At 68.8% G+C, this 16,961-nt stretch carries 12 protein-coding genes; 5 read left to right on the plus strand and 7 right to left on the minus strand.

Annotated elements, in window-relative coordinates; translation table 11 throughout:
• Positions 1–10 precede the first annotated feature (10 nt).
• Complete coding sequence (locus tag ASG29_RS06470) at positions 11–1,609, plus strand: recombinase family protein (RefSeq protein ID WP_055981865.1); 1,599 nt, start codon at positions 11–13, stop codon at positions 1,607–1,609.
• A gap of 106 nt (positions 1,610–1,715) precedes the next feature.
• Here ASG29_RS06470 and ASG29_RS06475 read toward each other — a convergent pair whose 3' ends face one another.
• From ASG29_RS06475 to ASG29_RS06490, 4 genes are all read right to left on the minus strand, one after another.
• Complete coding sequence (locus ASG29_RS06475; RefSeq protein ID WP_156457909.1) at positions 1,716–3,212, minus strand: TM0106 family RecB-like putative nuclease; 1,497 nt, start codon at positions 3,210–3,212, stop codon at positions 1,716–1,718.
• Positions 3,213–3,222: 10 nt separating this feature from the next.
• A complete protein-coding gene (locus ASG29_RS06480) occupies positions 3,223–3,876 on the minus strand; it encodes an ATP-binding protein (RefSeq protein ID WP_055981871.1) in 654 nt (217 codons plus the stop codon).
• Between the two features lie 116 nt (positions 3,877–3,992).
• Positions 3,993–4,292: a helix-turn-helix domain-containing protein gene (locus ASG29_RS06485; protein ID WP_162242945.1), complete on the minus strand. Its 300-nt coding sequence runs from the start codon at positions 4,290–4,292 to the stop codon at positions 3,993–3,995.
• A gap of 150 nt (positions 4,293–4,442) precedes the next feature.
• The gene (locus ASG29_RS06490) at positions 4,443–5,153 is read right to left on the minus strand and encodes a hypothetical protein (RefSeq protein ID WP_055981876.1); all 711 of its coding nucleotides are present in this window, start codon (positions 5,151–5,153) and stop codon (positions 4,443–4,445) included.
• Between the two features lie 510 nt (positions 5,154–5,663).
• Here ASG29_RS06490 and ASG29_RS06495 point away from each other — a divergent pair.
• The 3 genes from ASG29_RS06495 (at position 5,664) to ASG29_RS06505 (ending at position 9,494) form a co-directional block, all read left to right on the plus strand.
• Positions 5,664–5,855, plus strand: a complete 192-nt coding sequence (locus tag ASG29_RS06495) for a type II toxin-antitoxin system HicA family toxin (RefSeq protein ID WP_200932378.1) — start codon at positions 5,664–5,666, stop codon at positions 5,853–5,855.
• Positions 5,856–5,952: 97 nt separating this feature from the next.
• Positions 5,953–8,004: a hypothetical protein gene (locus ASG29_RS06500; RefSeq protein WP_055981882.1), complete on the plus strand. Its 2,052-nt coding sequence runs from the start codon at positions 5,953–5,955 to the stop codon at positions 8,002–8,004.
• An 89-nt stretch (positions 8,005–8,093) separates the two neighbouring features.
• Complete coding sequence (locus tag ASG29_RS06505; protein ID WP_200932379.1) at positions 8,094–9,494, plus strand: hypothetical protein; 1,401 nt, start codon at positions 8,094–8,096, stop codon at positions 9,492–9,494.
• A 57-nt stretch (positions 9,495–9,551) separates the two neighbouring features.
• On the opposite strand, the gene ASG29_RS06510 is transcribed toward ASG29_RS06505, so the two are convergent.
• The 3 genes from ASG29_RS06510 to ASG29_RS06520 are packed head-to-tail and all read right to left on the minus strand — an operon-like array spanning position 9,552 to position 16,134.
• Positions 9,552–11,819, minus strand: coding sequence for a hypothetical protein (locus ASG29_RS06510; protein ID WP_156457910.1), 2,268 nt, complete (start codon positions 11,817–11,819; stop codon positions 9,552–9,554).
• Between the two features lie 50 nt (positions 11,820–11,869).
• Entirely contained in the window at positions 11,870–13,591 is a 1,722-nt protein-coding gene (locus ASG29_RS06515; protein WP_055981888.1) for a hypothetical protein, read from the minus strand.
• A 2-nt stretch (positions 13,592–13,593) separates the two neighbouring features.
• A complete protein-coding gene (locus ASG29_RS06520; RefSeq protein WP_055981891.1) occupies positions 13,594–16,134 on the minus strand; it encodes a sensor histidine kinase in 2,541 nt (846 codons plus the stop codon).
• Between the two features lie 560 nt (positions 16,135–16,694).
• Here ASG29_RS06520 and ASG29_RS06525 point away from each other — a divergent pair.
• Positions 16,695–16,955 carry a hypothetical protein gene (locus ASG29_RS06525; RefSeq protein ID WP_055981894.1) on the plus strand — a complete coding sequence of 87 codons (261 nt, stop codon included), beginning with the start codon at positions 16,695–16,697 and terminating at the stop codon, positions 16,953–16,955.
• The last annotated feature ends 6 nt before the right edge of the window (positions 16,956–16,961 follow it).

The raw sequence follows: 16,961 nt of genomic DNA on the forward strand, positions 1-16,961 counted from the left end.
GAGCGTTTTCGTGGACACCGTCATCTACATACGATGGTCCAGTGCGGAGCAGGGCAAGGGCAGCAGCCTCGAGCGGCAGCGCGAGGATTGCCGCCGACACGCCGCGCGCAAGGGATGGAACGTCGTCGATCAGATGGTCGATGACGGCGTGTCTGCCTTCAAGGGAAGGCACTCCTCCGTGGGCGAGCTGGGGCGGTTCATGTCGGCGGTCGAGGCGGGTGCCTATCCGGACGGCGTGGTGCTGCTGACGGAGAAGCTGGATCGCCTTTCCCGCGAAAGCGCGAAGACGGTCTTCTCCTGGATGCTCCGCGTCACCGAGCTCGGCGTGATCGTCGCGACGGTCGAAGGCGACAGGCAGTACAGTCGCACCAACATGGACATGCCGGCGATCATCGAGGTGATCGTGAAGGCGCAGCTGGCCAACGAGGAGTCGGAGAAGAAGGCGTCGCGCCTCTCCGCCGCGTGGGCGTCCAAGCGCGGACGGCTGGAGCGGGGCGAGGAACTTGTGCTGACCCGCCGGGCGCCCGCCTGGCTGACGGTTGCGGGGACGCCGCCCAGGTTCGAGGTCGTCGCCGAGCGGGCGGCCGTCGTGCGCCGCATCTTCGAGGAGACGGTCGCAGGTATGGGTAAGCACCACATCGCGAGGAACCTCAACCAGGACGGCGTCGCGCCGTTCGGACGGGCGGAGGGGTGGCACTCCTCATACATCCAGAAGATCCTCAAGAGCCCGGCCGTGCTGGGCGAGTACCAGCCGGGCCAGAAGCCCCGTGGCGAGGTGCGCCGGGAGGTGGGGGAGGCGATCCCGAACTATTATCCGAAGGTCATCGATTCGGACCTGCACGCTAACGCGATGCGCAGCATGGCCGGGCGCCAGCGGCAGGTGGCGGGACGCGGCAGGCGGCTCGTCAACCTGTTCGCCGGCCTCGCGGTCTGCGGCTCATGCGGCTCGCGCATGACGTTCAGGGGGAAGGGGCTGAAGCGCCGCGCGGACGGATCGATGGTCAGCGAGGACTATCTGATCTGCGACGGCTACCAGCGCGGACTGGGCTGCGACAGCGGCCACCACTTCAACTATCCGCTCTGGGAGAGCGGCATCCTCGACGCGATCCTGCTCGACGCGATGGAGGACCGGCACTTCGCGTCGCCCGAGGCATTGCGTCCGCTCGAGATCGAGCTGGCCGAGCGGATTCGTAGGCGCGCGGCGGACAAGGAGCGGTCCGGGAACGCGATGGCGCTCCACGTCGATACCGGACGGCCGGAGGCGAAGGCGATGTGGCTGTCGCTCGCCGAGATGGTCGACGAGCATGACGTCGCCATCTCGGAGCTTCGGCGAAGGGTCAAGGATGCCCGCGGCGCCGTGTCCCCGGAGGAGCACCGCCGGCGAATCTTCGCGCTGCGCGACACGCTCGAGGACGACGACGAGCAGGTGCGCTTCGAGACGCGGTCGCGGATCATGGAGGCGGCCCATGAACTCATCGCAAGCATGGCCTTCAGATCCAGCCCGAACTTCGTCGAGATCACGACGAAGGGTGCCGTCGTCATGCATCTGACCTACGAGGAATGGGCCGGGCAGAAGGGCATCGTCTGTTCGAAGTGGATGCCGCAATGACGGCATCGGGGGTCGCGGACCAGGTGCCGATCGATCGCCGCGACCGTCGCCGCTGGCTGACCCTCGGACGCGGCGGGCCTGTGCCCCTCACCCTGCTTTGTGCCGTCTACGGTGACGACGGTGCCGTCACCGGCGGCCACGGCGGCCGGCCACGCACGGGCAGCGCGCGAAGGCCATCGAGCAGGACGGCGGAGGCGACGACGTCGTCGTGGTTGTATTCGACGATGCGGCGGCGGACGGCTGGGTCGCCGCTTGCCTGATACTCGGCGAACCACGCGATGGAGGCGGCGCCGCCCGCCTCGGCATCGCGCCAGCGGAATCCGAGGGTCTTCGCGAGCGTCTTGATGCTGACGTTCCTGGTCGGCCATTCCGTGTCGGGCATCACGACGTGGAGCAGGAGGTCGACGGCGCGTCCCCTGGCGAACAGGGCCTCGACGTCCTCGGGCGAGCAGACCGACGGGTGGCGGCGCTGGAGCGCGCGGTAAGCGACGGGTTCGAACGCGCTGTAGTGGTAGATGACCGCGCTTGGATCCTCCGTGAGGTGGGCCATCGCGGCGGCGAACGCCTCGCGCTCGCCGTCGGGCCCGTCGGCGAAGAAGTGGACGAAGCGGTCCTCGGCGCCGGCCTGGCGCTCGAGGATGCCGTGGAGGTAGGTGAGCGGGATCGAGGGATCCGCCTCGAGGTCGAGGTGGAGTTCGCGCCGCGGCCGGGGCAGGTCGAGTGGGCGGCGCGCGTAGGGAGTCGCGCCCGGCGTCTTCAGCAGCCGCGCGCGGTCCTGGAAACGCTCCAGGCGTACCCTGCCGACGCCCTTCAAGGCTGTGCGCTCGCCACGGGCGGCGAGGGTGCCGACATCGAGGTCGGCGAGCGCCAGCACCGTTCGGGCCGCCGGCGCGATGGCGTCGCGGAGCGAACGGCCGAGACCTGCGATCAGCGACAGGTCGTCGAGCGCCTCCAGCTCTGCCGTGCACGCCGTCCTCCACTTGCATAGGCCACACGCCGCCGAGAGTGCGCCTCTCGTCTCCGCGTCGCCGCCGATCATCCGACGGGCCTTGTCCGTCAGCTCGCCCGCCAGTGACGCGGGCGTCCTGCCCGCCCGGTCGATCGCTTCGCCGAGGTCGTAGGTGGTCCGCTCGCCGTCCGCGCCGATCACGATCGCGGTCGTGCCGTCGCCGTGGCCCGCCGTGCGCAGCAGGTCGGCGTAGTGCGCGACCTGCACGGCGTACTCGACCTTCGGGCGCCGTCCGTCCGGCTGGAGCGGGGAGCCCGCCTTCACGTCGGCCGCCGTCCAGCCGACGTCGCCACGCAGGAGGATGTCCGGCATGCCGATGCGGTCGGCGCTGGCGAGCGTCGCGCCGAGGATGGTGTCGGACCGGCCGGCCATCGCCTCCTGCGTCGCGCCGGCGCGCAGATGCCGGGGCACCTCCCGCAGATCGGCGACCGCGCCCGGCAGCTCCGCGAGGATGCGCGCCTCGTGCCGCACGCCGGACGCCCACAGCATCTCGACGAAGGGCGACGTGGGATCGCGCTTCGCCGGTGGCGAGTGCAGGTCGTGGTGGGCCCGCCGCTCACACAGCCACAGGTCGCGCAGCATGGTGCCGGTCACCGGCCGTGGCTCAGCCACGGCCGCGGACCCTAGCGAGCGCGGTCATGTCGAGCGGCAGCGTCACGGTCACCGTGGTGCCCGCGACCCCGGTGCGGCGCTCGATCGTGCCCTCGGACAGGTGGACCAGGTCGTCGACGATGCCCGTGCCCTGGCCCGTGCCGCCGGTGGCGGCGGACGGTGCGATGCCGGGGCCGTCGTCGGCCACCGTCATAACGGCGTCCGTACCCTCGACCGTCAGCGCGACCTCCAGCCGCGACCCGCCGACGGCGAGGGAGTGGTGCAGGGCGTTGGCCACCAGCTCCGCCGCGATGAGCAGCAGGCGTCGGGCCGTGGCGCCATCGAGCCAGAGGTCGGGGATAGAGAGGGTGACCGTCTTCCTCCCGCCGAGCCGCCGGCCCTCGACGATCTTGCGGCAGAGCTGCTCCAGGTCGGCGCCCGCGTTAACCGACGTGACCGGGAGGTGCGCGAGCAGCCGGTGCGTCCCGGCGAAGCCCTCGAGCCGCAACAGCGCCTCGTCGACCATGCGCAGCCGCGCGTCGGGTCCGCGAGCCGCCTTGACCAGCCTGAGCGCCGCGATCGCCGCGGTGATCTCGTTGGCGGTGCGGTGCACGCTCTCGTCGAGCAGCAGTCTGTCCTCGCTGCGCGGCGGTCGCGCCTCGACCATACCGCGTTCATTTTGATGTCCCATAGTTCACCTCCTGATCGGCGGGAACTAGACACTGTCATCACTACCTACAAGTAGTGTTTTTTATCAGGTGACTCGTTTCGGGACCGGTCCCGCTACGCGCCCTTTCCGGTCGTGACGCCCGGGATCGTTCCGGTCGCGGCGATCTTAGCCTCCAGGCCAGCGGTCAGTTCGGCGACCGTGGTCCCCAGTCCTTGGGCGATCCGAATGAGGGTGCGGAGCTGGACGTTCTGCCGCCCGTCCTCGATACGCCAGATGTACGCGGGGCTGAGTTCGGACCTGCGTGCGAGTTCCTCCTTGCTCATCTCCCGCTCGGCGCGCACCTCGGCGACCCGCTGGCCGAGCGCCACGTAGGCCGGGTCGCGCGCGTCGCCCTCGATGTCCTTCTTGGCCATGGCCCATTGTAGGATGAGCGAGGGGTGTAGGCCAAGCGCCATCGCGTGGCGGGCGCGACAAGGGGACGCGGGACGTTCGCATCCGATCTATGCGGCGACCCTCGGCGCGGAGATGCTCCCTCGGCTGCAGTTATGACGGTCTGCGGCGCTTTAAGGGACTTGATGGGACGGGGTTTCCGCCAGCCTGTGCTCGGCGCGGCTCAGGTCGGCGTGCGGTAAGCCAGCCCGCCGCAGGCTGCCGGTCGTGACGTCGTAGATCGCGGTCAGGTCGATCGTGACCTGCGGCGGTGGGAGCGAGCCTCCAGCGTTCCTTGCGTCCTGCCGACCGGTCAGCGTCAGCGTACCAACCGGGTCCTCGGAGAACCGGCCCGAGCGCATGCCGTCGCGTCCCGTGTGCGACAGCGCATCGATCGCCACGGTGACCTCCGCCCTCTCGCCCCGTGCCGCGGCCGCCCAGAGCGCGTCGAGCGTCGGCCGGTTGCCCGTGAGGAGCGCGGCGGCGGCGGCGGGGGGCACGAACGCCCGCTGCAACGTCAGTGCGAGCGCGACGTCGAGCGCGTCCGGCAGCCCGTTGCGATGGCCCCGGCCGCGGCCTGGCGCGGGCCCGGCGTGGCGACGCAGGCCAAGTCCCAAGAGCGCCTTGACCCGCGCGCCCATTGCCTCGGTTCCCTTGTCAGGCGTTCCGAAGGCCGCGACCAGCGCGTCGCGCAGCACGTTGTACCTGATGACGAGCGCAGCGACGTCATTTATGTCCCGGGGATTGTGAGCAATCCCGGTTGCGCGGCGCGTCTGGGCACGGGGGCGTTGGTCGCGAGGCGTGGCGATCGCCGGCTGTGGCGCCGAGGCAACGGACGTGGCCATTCTCTTTTCCCTTCAATAATTTTTGGACCCCTCCACCGTCTCGGCGGGCTTTTTTTGCGCAAGGGCATCGACGTTGTGGACCGGGCTGGATCTTCGATGGCGCGGTTTGGATATCGATGCGGGACCCGTTCGGATGTCGATCCGCGGGCCGCCGGGTTGCGCACATCGATGGTCGATCCATGGAGGGTGAGAAAGAAGTTGCACTCCTCATCGTCACGTATATGTGGAAAAGACCGCGACATGGTTTTGCGGGCGCTCCACCCCTCGACTCGGTCGAGGGGGCGGCAACGTGGGTAGGTCGATCAGCTCGGCACGCCTTCACGCCTCGGGCTCGCCTCAACGGACCGTTGCCGCCCTGCATGACGCCGGCCGACCGCCGGTAAGTGTTGGGGGATGCGCACGGAGCGATGCTCCTTGGCAACCTGGATCCACGCAACCAAGTGTGCGTCCGGGATAGCCGCGTGCTCCCGGCGCCTGCCGAGGAGTATGGCGATGTCCGCCCATTCTACGATGACCAAGCTGCTGCGCGAACTCGAGCGCGACGGCTTCACCGCCACCCGCACCCCCGGTGGCCACCTCCGGTTCCAGCACCCCGCGATCAGCGGATGCGTGTTCGGCCCGAGCACGCCGTCCGACCACCGCGGCGTGAAGAACCTGCTCGCGACGCTGAAGCGCAAGCTGCGCACCGCCAACGACGGTTGAGGACGGGCGCGGCGGGGCCCCACGTCCCGCTGCGCCCTTCTGCCGCATTCCACATCTAGGATCGATGCGGGCCATGGCCCGCCAAGGAGCTTTCAACATGGCCAAGACCAACCTCGACGACCACGTCCTTCCCCGCCCGGTCGAGCGTCTGCCCGATTACGCCCACGCCAAGTCGCGCCAGTCGCTCGCCGAGCGCCTGCACGACGCCTTCGGGCTGACGCCGCAGTCCGCCAGCACGATCGCCGACGCGATCGTCGACCCGAGCGACGTTCGGCGCTCGATCGGCGAGCCTAGCGAGCCCGACGTCGAGCGCATCCCCGTGCCTGGCGGCACGCTGCTCGGCATCCGCACACAGGTGTGGGCGCGCCGGGTGATGCCCGACCCGCGCAACCCGCGCACCCTGCCGTCGCGCCGCCACCCGTTCGCTGTCGATCCCGGTTCGGGTGACGAGGACTCGCGCTTCCGGCCTGTGCCGGAACCGCAGCCGCTCGACGCCGCGCGGCCGCAGTCGGCCGAGTTGGTCGTAGACGTCGAGAGCCGCCACCATCTCGCCTGGGCCGCGCAGCAGACGGCGGCGTACGTCCTCAACGAGAACGACTGGCGCGTCTCGATCCGCAGCCAGGGCGTCATGGAGGCGGTGTGGCTCGTCGCGACGACGTTCCGGCATGCCGACGGCTCTGACTCGTCGACGACGCTGACGACCGCCGAGGGCTCGTCGCGCGCGACCGCGGTGCACAGCATTCTCAACATCGTTTCGGCCGACGTGCCGTACGATGATAACGACGCGGGGATGCGCGCACGCGTGAAGCGCATTAACGAGGCGTTCGACCGCGGCGAGCGCGACGCCGACACGATCTTCGCGCTGCGTTGCGAGCGCGTGCCGGCGCTGATCCTGGTGGGGTTCGAACCCTATCCGGGCGGCGCGACCACCTTCCCGACGGCGGTGCGTTCGCTCGTCGCGCTGCGCCACGTCGATCCGCCCAAGCCGTGGGGGGAGGGTCCGGAGAACGAGTCCCTTGCGGACGAGGTTCTGGACGAGTTGATGCGCCGTGGCCTCGTGACCTCGACCGAGCGCGAATACTATGCCGGCTCATGCACGAAGGCGGAAGCCCGCGCCGCGCATCTGCCCGATGATCCAGTGCTGCGCGCCGCCAGGCTCGTCCACCTGTTTAGCGCCGGTGGTGAAGAGGTGTACGAGGCGATCCGGGTCGCGGTCACCAGCCAGTCGACGCGCAAGCGCATGACTCAGAAGCTGATGAACGACCTCGCCACCGCGCTGATCCTTCGGGCGGTGTCCAAGGACCGCGCCGACATCGACCAGGCCCGCCGCTACCTCCGCCACGCGTTCGGCAAGGCGGCCCACCGCCGCGACGCCTGGACTGCGACCAGCCGGCCGACCGCCGAGCTCGTGGCGGCCGCGCTGAAGGAGGTGGAGACCGCGATCGCATCGGACCGGGACGAGCCCGGCCCGGCCTCGGTCGAGCTCGCCGTGCGCGCGGCCTTCCCGCTGGTGGTCGACGGCCGCCTGAACGCGGACCGGGGCACGTCGGGCAACGACCAGCCGGACCGTCGCACGCCCGGCGAGGTGCTCGACGCGATGCGGCGCAAGCCGCAGGGCATTCGCCAGCTCGGACAGGCGCTGGGCGACTTCGCCGAGGATATCGACATCCGCGCGGTCGGCGAGGACGGTGGAGTCCGCCGGCTCGAGGACGGGTCGGCGGACCAGGTCCTGAGCGACGTCTGGCTCCGCAACGAGTATCCGCCCGCGGGGAAGGCGAAGGCGGCCCGGCCGGGCGACTCGCCGACCGACCGCTACGACCGCGCCGTCGAGGCGCTCGGCGGCGCGATGGAGGAGCTCTCCCGGTGCTTCGTCGAGCTGGCCAAGGTCGCGGGGGAGGACGGGCAGCCGCTGGTCGATCGCCGCGGGGTGGAGGCGCGGCTGACCGACCCGTGGCGCAAGACGCTCCGCTCGGTGGACGAGGAGCTGCTGCTGTGGGCCCGCGCGTACCGCAAGCGGCACGGCCAGGGTCGGCCAGCGCCGCTCGCCACCGGCGGGGACGACGATGACGATGCGGAGGACGGCGGCATCGAGGCGGAATGGGACGCCGCCGACGACGCCCCTGTGGTCACTGCGGACGAGGAGGCCTGACGGCCGGCCGGGCGGGGGCTTAGACCCCGCCCGGTGTTCGTTCAGATCTGGCTTCGCACGGTACCGCCGTCGCGGTTCGACGCGCGGCGATGATCGATGATCGCCGGCTGCGATGGAAACGAAAATTGGGGATGACCGAGATGCCAAGGGACAACACGCTCTGGATCGCGCAGCGCGAGGGGCAGGACTGGCGCGACGAGGACGTGCTGGCCGGTGTTGGCTGGCTGCGTTCGCTCGTGCCGTCAGCGGAGTGGGCAGACCGCGAGGCGGCGGTCGAGATGCGTTTCCAGGCTGCCAAGCGCGAATGGGCGCAGGGACGACGGGTGCCGCTGTTCGATCCCGAGGACGCGATCGCCTGGTACGTGCATCAGGCGACCAGGTATGCCGACCCCGCGCTACGCCCCGATTTCTTCCTGCCCGAGGGCTACCGCATCGCGCCGCTGTTCAAGCGTATCGGCCAGCTCCGCGACGCGCTCATCGGCATCGAGGGCGGCGAGGCCCGCGCCGCCCGGCTCATGACGGAGAATACGGCGCAGCCCGACGATAGCATCTACGAGCTGCTGGTCGCTGGCGCCTACGCCAGACGGGGATGGGCCACCGTCCGCTTCGTGCCCGAGACGCCGGGCGTCGGGAAACGCCACGACCTCATGGTCGAGCGGCCCGGTGAAGGCTGGGGCGTCGAGTGCAAGCGGTCCGGACGCTCGGGATACGCGCGCGACGAGCGGCTTGCCGGCGAACGCATGGCCGACGGCGCGCACGCGTTGTCGCGCCGTGCCGGACGGCCCCTCATCGTGCTCGCCCGGTTCCGCGAGGAGCTCCATACCCTCGGCGATGACTATCTTGCCGCGCGGGTCGGGTATTTCCTGAACGCCGTGGGTCCATACGAGTGGGACGACGAGGGCGGTGAGGGCATGGTCGCCGACGTCGATTGGACAAGGCTGCACTCGGTCATGGTCGAGGACGACATCTACTTCGGGTCGAGCCGCATGGTCGAGCTGCTGCTCGGCAGCTACGAGCCCGCGGTCGACTTCACGATGGCGGGCGACTGGACCCCGGCCGATGGCCGCCCGCTCCACGCGGAATGGGTCGATCACCTGAGCCTCGTCGGTTGGAGGAGCGTCTCCGACGAGGCGGCGCGCCGCAAGTCGATGCACTTCCGCGGGCTGGTGGCCAAGGCGTCGACGCAGCTTCCGGGCGACCGGCCCGGCGCGATCCACGTCGGCTACGAGGGCGTGGGCGGCAATAGCGAGGATGGCCGCCGCCACGAGCTCAACCGACGGGAGATGGCTTCGTTCGAACCTGGCAGGACGGGCCTGCGCATGGTCTACGGCAACTACTTCATGCCGGAGCTGGTCACGTCGCGGAACGAGAGTGCGGCCGTCAGCGAGACTTTGGCGTGGTATCCGGTCGGACGGGGTGGGGTTCGCGATCCGTTGCCGGGCCACATGCTATTCATGGACGAGGACGGCCGGCCGGGATCGCATCTCTGACGGCCTGCTCCCTGAGGTTCGTGAACGCCCGGCGCCGTTCCGACGGACATGCTGTCCTCAGGGATGGGGCCGCGCGATCGCCGCGATCTGGTATGGTTCCTCCCAGCGGTCGATGTGGCGGGCGAGGATCACTTGGTCGCCGCTGCCGTCCAGTTCCTGCGAGGCGACGCGCTCGACCGCTCGCCGAAGCCCGTCGCGCTCCTTCTCGTCGTGGACGAGGAACGCGATGCTTGCCTTGCGGTCGAGCGGGGGCTTCACCGACACTAACACCCCGTGCTCCATACCCTTCGCTCTTCGGCGGACGGCCTTCCGCGCCCGTTCGAGCAAGCGGACCAGACGCGCTTGCTCCCCTTGGTCCGCCGCGCTCAGCAGGTGCATGCCGATGAGGGTCCAACCGGCGGGTCGGCGCGTCGCCAGCGCGTCCAGGATGGATGCGAAGTACCTCCCCAATTTCGGTCGCGGCTTTTCGAGGATCCGACCCGCGTCCCGCGCGTCGTAGTATCTGTCGATCGCCTCCGACATGCCGGATGGTGAGAGGCTCATCTCCTGCGGCACGCCACCGAGGTTGAAGCCGCTTTCCAGATAGAGTCCGAGAAAGTCGAGCTCGTCGCCGAGAAGTTGGAAGTGCCGCTGGAACGGGCCGCGCTCCGCCATGTAGTGCAGGAAAATTACTGGACGGTCGAGCACATCGGCGATCGCGAGCAGATCCGCGATGTTCATCATCGGCGCGAGCACGTGGTCGGGCGGCACCCACCCGGCGTCGCGAAGCTCCTGCTCTGCGGATGCGAGCACGGAGAGATCGTCAAGCGATACCGAGATCCTGATGATGCGGTCGATGTCCCCGGGCGCGGTGATGCCTGCCTCAGCCACCGTGGCGAGGGCCTCGGCGGAGCCCGCCTGCGCGTCACACACGACACCCTCGAGCCGCGCCGACTGCAGCGATGGCTCCACGACCATGTCGCGAACGTGGCGCCTGACGCGGTCCGGAGCGCCGCGAAGGCCCTGCGGTGTCAGGTGGTTGGCCTTGGCCTCCGCGATCAGAAGCACCTTGTCGATCTGGACGATCGCGTCCGTCTCGAACCGCTGGTCCCCGTAAGACCATGTCACGCCCGCTCTGACTGCCGCCATCGGCAAGGCCATCCGCAGTGCCTCCACCATCCGCCGCTCGAGGTAGGCGTTGCGGGCGGTATCCAGCCGGTTCAACGCGCCCGCCTCTTCGGCAAGCCTCCGCACGATCGCGTGTATGTGGCTCAGGATCGCCTGCGGCATCGGCGCGAGGAAGGTATCGCCGAGGTCGATGAGGGGCGCGAGCCAGATGGGGTTTGCGAGGAACAGAAAGTCGAGGTTGTGGCTGGACAGAGCGCCGGGCTTAAGCGAGATCGCCCGGAGTGCCCTTTCGGTTCGGGCGCCGTCCAAACCCGCGAGTTCGCCAAGCTCCTTCGCGCCGAAGCTCATGTTGTCGGGATGTCGCAGATCGGCATGCCCCAGCAACATGGCTAACACCTGCTGGCGAGTGATCCCTGACGGTAGTCGCTCCGTAAGTTCCTTGGCCGACCCGGCGATGTCGGGAAAACCTTCGCAGTAGCGCGCGAGCATCTCGGGAACCGACCTCGCGTTGGCGACAGATCGCATGGCGCCCGTCCAGAGATTGGCGCGACGCTCGAGTTCGGCGACCATGGTGCGGCCGAGCTCGATCACATCGCTCGCGGCGAAGCCGTGATGCGCGAGGAAGGCCGCATCGAGCGGTGAGTACATCTCCCTGGACATCGAGACGACGTCGCCGAAATAGCCCCAGTTGCGCACCGCGTGCGTGTGTAAACGTATCCGTTCCTGGAGGGCGGCTATCGTCCTCGCCTGGGGATCGTCCGTCTCTACGCCCGCGACGATTCGCTGCGCCAAAAAGCCGAGGGCCAGTGAAGGGAGTTCATCGAAGACGCGCTGGACGGCGCTCGGCACGGACGGGTTGTCCGACCAGTCAGCATGCGGAACGGTAAGGAGGACTGCTTGAAGCAGTTCGACGTGGTGCTGTTCGAGCTTGCTCGAGATCGGGGTGGTCGATCCGTCCTCGAGGACGCCGCGCTGAAGTCCGTAGTATGCCGCCGAGGCGATGAGCCCGGCGGGGTCGTGCTCGCGGAACAGCTGCTGGAACGCGGCGAACATCTCCGGCACTCGGGCCACGTGGGCTTTCGCCCCGGCCGCCATCTTCGCGCGGAACCCCTCGCGGTCGGCCGGCGGGGAGATGATCCTGAAGGTCGGCCCTCCGCCGTGGCCCGCCGGCGGCACGGTGTGATCCGTCTTCTTCCTGCGTCCTCGGCTCTTCGGCATGTTTCTGTTCGTCGCGCTTGAGCTGAGTTCGGTCGGCGGTTGAGGACGCGTCAGGGTTCGAAGTCGATGTCGAATGCCCGCCGGCCGAGCACCAGGAGCGTCGTCTCCAGCAGGGCGGAGGAGAACGGGGGGCGCACCCGGCCGATCCGCCTGAGGTTCCAGCTGACCCTCTCGGGCAGTGGACCCCGCTGATCGCCCTGTCGCTGAAGCGCCGCCTTGCGGATCCCGATACGTACCTGTTGCACCTTGACCGTCCGCGAGGTCGTCAGGATCAGGTCTTCCACTAGAGGTGGCGCGGGCATGGCTGGTGCCCCGAGCACCGCGTCGAGAGGCCCAGTGATCGCGACGTAGGCGGACGCGAGTCCTGCCAGGAGGTCCTCGTTCGGCGTGTGGCCCGTGTCCAGCCTTACCCTGCCGTCCGGTCTCAGGCTGGCGAGATCGAGCGCCGCAAGGCGCGCGAACGTGCAGTTCTCGATGTCGAGCTTCCACTCGGCCCCGTCGAGCTTGAAGGGAAGGAGGGGCATCTTGAGCCGCTCGTTCCCGGCACCCTCGTGTCGCCGCAGTGGGATGAGCATGGCTTCATGTTGCCGCCGCCCCCCATCAGCTCTGATCATGATGTCGCATGGCTGCCCGAGCAGAATGAAGCGGGTCGAGGCGGTCGCCCCGGGCTCGTTGGCGTCGATCTCGAAGAGGTCCCCATTCGCGACCGGGGAAAGCGCGCGGTTGACCACCTGCTCTCCGTCGAGAACCTCGGCCCGGCGGAGAGCGGAAAGAGCTTCGGAAGCGTCCTCACCCTCAGTGTCCAGGACCGTGGCGCGCAGCGCTCTCAGGGCGCGTCCCGCACCGATCGCCGTCTCATCCGTCGCGAAGAACTCACGCAGCCGCTGCGACTGCCCTGCCGCGAGTGCGCGTTCCACCACGTGGAGTTCGGACACCCCTTCCCGAAAGCCGCGTTCGAAAACGTGCGTCTCCAGGCGTTCCGGCACGATGTCCAGCAGCGCTCCCGCCGACTTGTCGAACGCGTCCTGCAGCTGGCCCCTCGCCGCGCGCAGGACGTCGCTGAGCGCCTTACGGAGGCCCGCCCTCTTGAACCCGATCTGCAGCGCACTCTCGATCGCGGCGGCGTCGCCCTCGAGGCGTTTCTTCGCCATGACGGTGACCGGAATGACCTCGCCTTCGGGGCCTCGCGGCAGGCTATTGCCAAGCTCCCTCTCCAGGGTTCCTTCGCCCGCCGCGTCGGTCGCGTGCGTCAGGATGAAGGGCGTTCCCCGCGACGCCCGCGCGCAGAGATCTGCGAGGACGTCGGCTCCGCGCCTGTCGTCGCCGGCGCCTTCGTTGAGGTCGACGACGTAGCCAATGCGCCCGTCATCGCCGGCAAGAGCGGGGAGCTTCGCCAGCGCGTCGTCGAACGACCACCTGTCCTCCGGCGCGATGCGCAGCACCGCACAGATTGCATCGGTGGTTTCCGTTGAGAGTTCGGCGGTGGCGAAATCACCTGGGGGGGCTTCGGCTGTCTCGGCCGCGAGCGCGGCGGTGAGGATCTCGGCGCGCCGATCGGAGCTGAGGTCGGCGAGACGCTGCTCGAGCTCGCCGGTGACATCGCCGCCGACGGCGATTACCGCGGTCAGCTCTGCGATCTCCGCGAAGCCGGCGCCCGCCGCTGGGTATACGAGCAGAAGTTCCGTAAGGTCGTGCGGCTTTGTGATCAGCTTGTCATCGATCCAGATCACCCGATCGATGCCCAGAGCGGTCCTGATCTCCTCGAGTGCCATCTTCAGATCCCGGTGGTGACGGCGCTGAGATCGACCGTGAAGCGATACCGACGTCCTTCCTCGTTTCGATCGGGCGAGAGGGCTATCGAGCATCCATCGATCGCGAGCAGCTGGTTGACGATGAAAAGGCCGAGACCCTGGCCTTCCTCCTCCTGGTGCTTGGTCGTGACGAATAGGTCGAAGAGGCTCTCCTCCACGCGCGGGTCGACGCCTGGTCCAGTGTCCTCGAGGATAAACCCTCCTGGAGTTGTCTGCACCGTGATCATCCGCTTGCCCTCCGGGGTCGAGCGGCGCATCCAGAAGAGGCTGTTGCGCACGAGATTGTCGACCACCTGCAGGAGCCGCGCTCGGTTCATGCGAACGCTGGTGTCGGGGCCCTGGACAGCTGCCGTCGCGCCCCAGCGCGCCAACGTGCCGTCACGCTGCTCGAGATACGTCTGCACGAACTCGACCAAGCCGAACCTGTCCTTCACCGCTCTGGACCGCTGCATCAGCGGATCGACCAGCGAGGCCGCCTGCTGGAGGGCGGCGCACGAGCGCTTGATCGCCACTAGGTGCTGCTTGGCCGCGGTGCCGCCCCCGGCGCTTCGCTCGAGCCGGGTCACCCGCTGCCGGATCTCGCCCAGATGCGTGCGGAGCTCGTGGGTGAGGCCGCGCGCCGCGAGCCCCACGGCGGCGCTCTCCACCAGCCTCTCGGCCTGCGCACGACCCTCCTCCACCTCGAGTTGCAGACGCTTGAGCAGGTCGCTGTCCGGCGTCGCCTCCGTCAGGGCCGCACCCGCTTCGTCGATGCTGCGCAGCGCTTCGCGAACAACGGCGGCCGCCCGTGACGGATCGGCCCCCGGGGCCCCGAGATCGTCCAGTTCCTTCGTGAGCCGCACGGTGGCCGCGCCCAGTCCCGCGCGCATCGCGACGACGGTCTTGAGGCGCCTCCCCACGGTCGAGAGCGCGCCCTCGAAGGTCTGCTCCGGTGGCGGAAGCCGATCCATCTCCAGCTTCTTCGCGAACGCGTCGACGGAACGCCGCACGTCGACGAGCGCCCCGTTCGCGAAGTCGCGGCAGCGACGGGCGATGCGCAGGAAGCCCCGGTAATTGGCGTCCTCGACGAAGCCCTCCCGGTCCGACTTCTCCACGAGGCGGTGGTTCTCGGAACCGCTCAGCACGAAGTACCCGACGGTGTTGTCCACGCGCATGTTGTACGTGCTTCCCGACGTCATGCCCGACGATAGCTCGAGCCAGTCGCCGCGCGACCTGACCTGGAAGCCGTCGCGGAGGATGGCGACGCCCGCCATGCTCTTCACCAGGCTGGGTGTCACGCCGCTGCCGGAGGCGGTCCCGTCGGCATCGTCGTCGTCGCCGACGAGGTGGAAGAAGTAGAACGCGCCTCGGAACGGACCCGGGTCGGCTGCGACCGCCGCATCCGCCGCGAGGGTGTCGTCATGCGCGTCGGTGCGATCGAGCTCGGCGAACCACGCGCCGTCGGGGTCGATCGACAGATCGTCGTAGCGCTTCCTCAGCCGGGGGCTGGCGCGCAGCGTCTCGGCGAAGGCGGCGCCCCCGTCGGCTTCGAAGACCGCCGCCGTTCGCGTCCGCTGCCGATCTGACCGCATTGGCGCCAGCAGGCGCTTGCGCAGCCGGGCGGTCGCGTGGAGCACGTTGGGTCCGCCCTCGAACGCCGGGCCCCAGTTGAAGTCGAAGCGCGCGACGGCGCGCGAGAGGAGCTCGTCGGTGACCATGCCGAGCGTGTTCTCGCGACCGTCGAGCTCGACCGTGACGGGGAAGGTGGATGTGGCCTCGAAGGGGGATATGAGGCGCGCCAGACTGGCGGTGATCTCGGCCAGCCGCCTGTCGCGTCGCCATTCCGCCAAGTCCCTCAGTCCAAGGACCGAGACCCTCGTTCCCTTGAAGCCGTCGATGTTGGGTCTGCTGCCGAGCGCCACGGGTATCTGGTCAATCGTGTCCGCGGTGTCGCAGTCGCGCCATCGGAACTGGGCGGAGGCGATCTCCGCGTCCGGCGCGATCGCCGTCTCCACGAGCAGGATGTCCCCCAGCTTCATCGACCCGAGGCGGCCCAGACCCTTGTCGCCGAGCGGAGTGCGTCCCAGCGCCGTGCGCGCCTTGGGTCCGCCGCCGTCCGCGCGCTTGCCCGACCCGCTGACGACCAGCCACGAGTTGGCGAGGTCCGCAGACGCTATGCCGGTCCCCGCGTCCTCGACGGTGATGCGGCCCTCGTAGTCCAGCCGGCGGACGACCGGGGTGTCGGGTCCGGGCTCCGAGCTCAGGGGCTGGCCGTCGACGCCTTCGATCGTCGCCAGAACCGTATCGGTGTCCTCGATGAAGCGGGCGAGGCGGGCGGCGGTGCCCGTCTCCGTCCTCGATGCGCGCTCGCGCGTGTCGATCTCGATGCGACAGGTCGGCGAGTCCGCGTCGTATGCGTTCTTGACGCACTCCAGGATCGCCTGCTCGGCGTCGGTGACGAGTTCGCTGCCGAGCTGGACGAGGACGTGCGCCCCGACGCGCAGCTCTGCGATGCTCTCTGTCAAACCCAACGCTTCCCCGTTTCACACTACGTCCTGGCGGTACCGCCCACGGACGGACCACCGTCGCAACCCAGCCGGACATGCGCAAGAGCGTTCCGTCGAAACGATTGGGCGAGGAGAAGCCCGAGCACAAGCGCGACTCGCGTCCCACACCCGGCAGCGTCACGAGGCGCGTCGACGGTCTGTCGCATCACCGCGACGCGGCTGATGACGTCTGGATCAGCTCAGTCAACGCCTCGGGCGTGCCGCGGACGAGCCCACCGGGAGGGGGCGGCGGCTTTGCTGAGCGGCGTTGTGCCGGTCGCGTGGTTTGCTCGTCGGCCGGATCGGCGAACGGGAACGGACAGCGAAACAGCCGCTTTTCTGGCGCTTTTACAGGCCGTCAAGTATCACCAGCGATGCCCCGCATTCCACCGCAGGGGGCTAGTTCTCAGTTAGTGTACCACCAAATGCCCGTTTTAGCGGTCTGTAGGACCGCTAATTTAGGAAATAAAACCTTTCCGCATATTGATTTTATTTGGTGCTGTCATATATCCGGTGTATCGCTCATCCAGGAGGTTCATATGGCGCGTGCAGATACAGATCAGACCGACCAGCCTGGCATCCGGGACAAGCGCACGAAGTTCGTGTCGCTGGCCGAGAGCCGGACCGCTGCGGCGATCAAGGCGATCCGCGTCGTCGCGAAGCTCGGGAACCAGTCCCACTACGACTACACCGAGACGGACGTGCGCAAGATCGCGACCGCGCTGAACAAGGAGGTCGACGCCATGAAGACGCGCATGTTGTCTCGCGGCGGCAAGGAAACGGTCGAATTCAAGCTGTGAGGTGAC

Origin of the sequence: Sphingomonas sp. Leaf412 (genome assembly GCF_001425405.1) — a bacterium.
Taxonomy (GTDB): Bacteria; Pseudomonadota; Alphaproteobacteria; order Sphingomonadales; family Sphingomonadaceae; genus Sphingomonas.

Coding starts and splice junctions, on each gene's coding strand:
- ASG29_RS06480 (WP_055981871.1), bottom strand. CDS start 3,876: ATGGTCGAGGCGCGACCGCCGCGCAGCGAGGACAGACTGCTGCTCGAC.
- ASG29_RS06510 (WP_156457910.1), bottom strand. CDS start 11,819: ATGCCGAAGAGCCGAGGACGCAGGAAGAAGACGGATCACACCGTGCCG.
- ASG29_RS06485 (WP_162242945.1), bottom strand. CDS start 4,292: ATGGCCAAGAAGGACATCGAGGGCGACGCGCGCGACCCGGCCTACGTG.
- ASG29_RS06490 (WP_055981876.1), bottom strand. CDS start 5,153: ATGGCCACGTCCGTTGCCTCGGCGCCACAGCCGGCGATCGCCACGCCT.
- ASG29_RS06495 (WP_200932378.1), top strand. CDS start 5,664: ATGACCAAGCTGCTGCGCGAACTCGAGCGCGACGGCTTCACCGCCACC.
- ASG29_RS06525 (WP_055981894.1), top strand. CDS start 16,695: ATGGCGCGTGCAGATACAGATCAGACCGACCAGCCTGGCATCCGGGAC.
- ASG29_RS06515 (WP_055981888.1), bottom strand. CDS start 13,591: ATGGCACTCGAGGAGATCAGGACCGCTCTGGGCATCGATCGGGTGATC.
- ASG29_RS06500 (WP_055981882.1), top strand. CDS start 5,953: ATGGCCAAGACCAACCTCGACGACCACGTCCTTCCCCGCCCGGTCGAG.
- ASG29_RS06505 (WP_200932379.1), top strand. CDS start 8,094: ATGATCGATGATCGCCGGCTGCGATGGAAACGAAAATTGGGGATGACC.